The sequence below is a fragment of the Moorena sp. SIO3I6 genome (assembly GCF_010672095.1).
Map to the genome: position 1 here is coordinate 1 of NZ_JAAHHU010000389.1, position 4,001 is coordinate 4,001.

Consider the following 4,001-nt stretch of genomic DNA (forward strand, 5'->3'; position numbering starts at 1 on the left):
TCCCCAGTCCATAACTCAAAACTGTACATCAGACGCAGCAATTGCCCTAGCAGTGTATAGTCATTTCGGTCGCCAAGGTCTAGAACAATTAGAGGGAGAGTTTTCTCTGGTGGTGTGGGATGGGGAATTACAACGGCTGTTCGCCCTGCGTGACCCCCTTGGTTCCTGGCAGTTATTCTGGCTCAACACAGGAACAAAGCTAGCTCTTAGCACTAGTATCCTACCCCTCCTAGATTTGCTCCCCAATAAGCCCTTCAACCTTGACTTTCTCGCCCAATTTCTGATGTTGCCCTCTCCCGCTCTCGAGCTACCAACTGAGGAAACAGCATTCACGGGCATCAACCGTGTACTTCCTGGCACAATACTGACAATTACTGCTACCGGAAAGGTAGAAACCTACCGTTGGTGGGATTGGGCAGCAAAACAACACCACAACAACAGCCTTACCCTAGAGTCAGCAGGGGAACACTACGCCCATCTGTTGCGGCAAGCGGTTAAACAACGAATGGAGCGAGGGCAAATTGCTGCCCACCTATCCGGGGGAATGGATTCTTCCAGTGTCGTTTGTCTCGCCCGGGATTGGATGTTGTCTGGGGTAGGCAAACCCCAGTTAGACACCCTAACAGCAGTTTACAAACGTCCTAGCTTGGCTGGTGAGCGAGCATACGCCGAGATGGTGCTAGAACAGGGTGGACCGATTGTCCCTCACTTCATCGATGCTGACGACGCCCTGGTCTTTCGCTGGTTCAATGATGACATCCCTTACCATGACGAACCCTATGCAGGTCTATCCCACCTAGCCATGGAAAAGCTTTTAGTGGAAGCTGCCCATAAACTGGGAGCCGATACCATTTTAACCGGTATGGGAGCTGATGAACTGCTGGTAGGAACACGCCTGAGTATGGCGAGTCAGTTGCGCCAAGGTCAATGGTTAGCAGCATTTTCCGAAGCCCAACGCATGGCACAGGCTAATAACCAGAGTATCTGGTCAATCCTTTATCAATTCGGCATTGGGCCTGCTTTGCCGATGCTGATGGTGGGTACTATTGGCACCTGGTGGCGGGGTGGGTTTGGACGCTGGCCCAAGGTCGGAAAATTTGCCATTCCTCCCTGGATATTGCCCGAATTTGCCCAATGTTTCAAAATGCAGACCATTGGCAAACAAAATGCTCAAAGACTATACGGTGGTTCCGCTGAATTATCTGTGGATTTGTGGTCTCTCCAAACCTCCGTAGGTGATTGGTCTCGATGGTATCTGGCAGCACCACAAGGTATGCACAACTCCCATCCTTTTCTTGATTCTCGCGTGCTGAGTTTCTGCCTAGAATTGCCCACAGCCCTCAGAGAAATCCCTGGTATGCCCAAGCCAGTTCTGCAAACAGCTATGCGGGGAATACTGCCAGAACCAATTCGCACCAGACGTGACAAAGCTACATTTAACGATATCTATTGGCTTGGTTTGTCTAAACATTTACCCTGTTTAGAATTCATGGTGCGTAATTCCCCCAGCCAAGAATTAGGCATATTTGATGCCCAGCAACTGATTCACGCTATGCGCCAGGCTGCCGTTGGCATTGGAAATATGGAAGCCATCTATCACATTAACACGACATTGGCACTCATCGCTTGGTTCGACCAAATGATGGCAGCACAGCATCAACCTCTAGAAGCACCAACGGAAGTACACCAGCTACATCGGCAAGTCGAAATCACTTGTTAGGATCATGTTCGGGTGGGTGAGGTACAAATGTTTGATTTTTAGGGAGCAGGGAGTAGGGACTTCGGAGCAGTGAAGTTAATAATATTAAACAACTCCTAATTCCTGCTAGGAGCGGAAGTGAGGGAAGATGTAAACTATCATTTGCACCTCATTAGGATAAAAAATATATCGTAAAGCACTACACATTAAGGTTAGGACATTTATAAAAGCAGCAAAAGCTATATATAACAAGCTATTGCTAGCATGCCTATTGCCTTGCGCGTAGCGCTATCCCAAGAGTCAGCAAAATTACAGCCATGACCACACTAGAAGCTTATAACCTCCAAAAAAACTACCGACAGCGGGGAAAGATCGTTGCAGCAGTACGTGGGCTATCCTTAACCATTGAACCAGGGGAAGTCTTGGCTTTTCTTGGTTCCAATGGGGCAGGTAAGACGACCTCCATTAAGATGATTGCGGGTTTAATTCGACCTGATCGGGGTTCAGTAAAAATAGCTGGTCGTGATCCCCATCGCCATCCCCAGGCACGGCGGCTGGTGGGTGCGGTTCTTGAAGGTAACCGCAACCTCTACTGGCGTTTGACTCCCGAGGAAAACCTGGAATATTTCGGAGTCTTAAGAGGCTTGAGCCAAAAAATCGCCCATCGTCAGGGTTTGGCCTTATTAGACAGATTTGGTCTGTTGTCCAAACGTCACACTCCTGTACAAGGACTATCCCGGGGGATGCAACAGAAATTAGCGATCGCTGTTGCTTTGGTTCATCAACCCCGATTACTGCTCCTAGATGAGCCCACTTTAGGGTTAGACGTAGAAGCCAGCCAGCGGGTCAAAACCATGGTTCGAGAAATGGCACAAGCAGGCTGCGCCATTCTACTGACCACCCATCAACTCAATGTGGCCCAAGAAATTGCTGACCGGGTCGCTATTATTCAACAAGGTCAAATCATTGCTCTGGAACCAACTCGCCAGATTATCCAGCGGTTTTCTGGGTCCACCTATGCGATCGCAATCGAAGGCTGCTTAGACCAGGTAAGACTCAGCAAACTGGAAGCATTAGGTGGCGTGGTACAAAAGGGAGAAATTCTTTACCCTGGCACACCAGAAGGTCTTTATCAAGTATTGCAAATCCTCAATCCTTTGCCTTTGGTGCAAGTCAAAAAGGATGAGGCTGATTTAACAAAAGTATTCTTAAAACTAGTGGGATAGAAAAGCCATGCTGCAATTGCTCCGGGCTGAATTCAAGCGTACTTGGACTGAGTTTATCCGCTATCCAGTTGAAGCATTTTCCTCCGTCGCCGTCACAACATTCATTTTTTATGGAATGTTTATCAGCGTTCGGTTTGTTGCTGGGCCCCAACTAAGTGTTGGCAATCGAATTGATACGATTGTCGTCGGTTACGTGCTTTGGGTTTTAGTCTTATCTGTTGTTAATGATATTGCCATTACTTTACAAATAGAAGCCCAAACTGGAACCCTAGAACAAGTTTTCCTTTCATCGTTCAGTGCTGCCAAAGTTTTTTTAGCTAGAACTGTCGTTAGTCTGGCCTTACGTCTTATCTTAAATGTCAGTCTATTGCTGCTGATCACTCTCGTAACTGGAAGCCGTCTCAGCTTTCCTCCCAGTTTACTCTTACCTCTGTGTACCTTGTTACTAGGAGCCTACGGTCTTTCCTTCTTGATGGGTGCTTTGGCCTTAGTGTTCAAGCGTGTCGAGCAAGTATTAGGACTTTTCCAGTTTACGTTCTTGTTTTTACTGGCCGTGCCTACAGAAACATGGCTGAGCCGATTCCAAGGTTTAAGACTATTGTTACCAATGACAATGGGTGCAGATGGACTGCGCCAAGTGATGGTAAGCAATCAAAGTTTAGATATCTCTGAGTTTGCCCTTGCCTTAGTCAATGGCATAGTCTATTTTACCTTCGGGTTACTGGTTTTTCAATGGGCGGAACGCCAAGCTAAGCAACACGGAATATTAAGCGGATATTAATTAGACCTATTGCATAAGTCTGATCAACCTTGCTGAAGACAAGGCAAAAGGAATCCCCCCTAACCCCCCTTAGTAAGGGGGGCATGCTAAAGGCAAAAGGAATAGATTTTGATTTCATATTTATTTTTGTAAGAGGTCTATTCTCTACTCTAGCATTGACAAATGAATTTCAAAAAAGGATGACAGGTTTTTTCATTACCAAAAATCTCTATATAGTTGATTAACTATTGCCTATTGCCTATTGCCTATTGCCTATTGCCTCTTGCCTATTGCCTCTTGCCTATTGCCTCTTGCC

3 protein-coding genes are annotated in these 4,001 nt (G+C 46.8%); all 3 read left to right on the top strand.

Annotated features, from left to right (window positions below; genetic code table 11):
• Positions 1 to 1,720, top strand: a 1,720-nt coding sequence (locus F6K49_RS36600; protein WP_293104760.1) for an asparagine synthase-related protein, incomplete at its 5' end; no start/stop codon positions are given.
• A 296-nt stretch (positions 1,721 to 2,016) separates the two neighbouring features.
• Positions 2,017 to 2,925: an ABC transporter ATP-binding protein gene (locus tag F6K49_RS36605; RefSeq protein WP_293104763.1), complete on the top strand. Its 909-nt coding sequence runs from the start codon at positions 2,017 to 2,019 to the stop codon at positions 2,923 to 2,925.
• A gap of 7 nt (positions 2,926 to 2,932) precedes the next feature.
• On the top strand, positions 2,933 to 3,706 hold the full coding sequence (locus tag F6K49_RS36610; RefSeq protein ID WP_293104766.1) for an ABC transporter permease: 774 nt from the start codon (positions 2,933 to 2,935) through the stop codon (positions 3,704 to 3,706).
• The last annotated feature ends 295 nt before the right edge of the window (positions 3,707 to 4,001 follow it).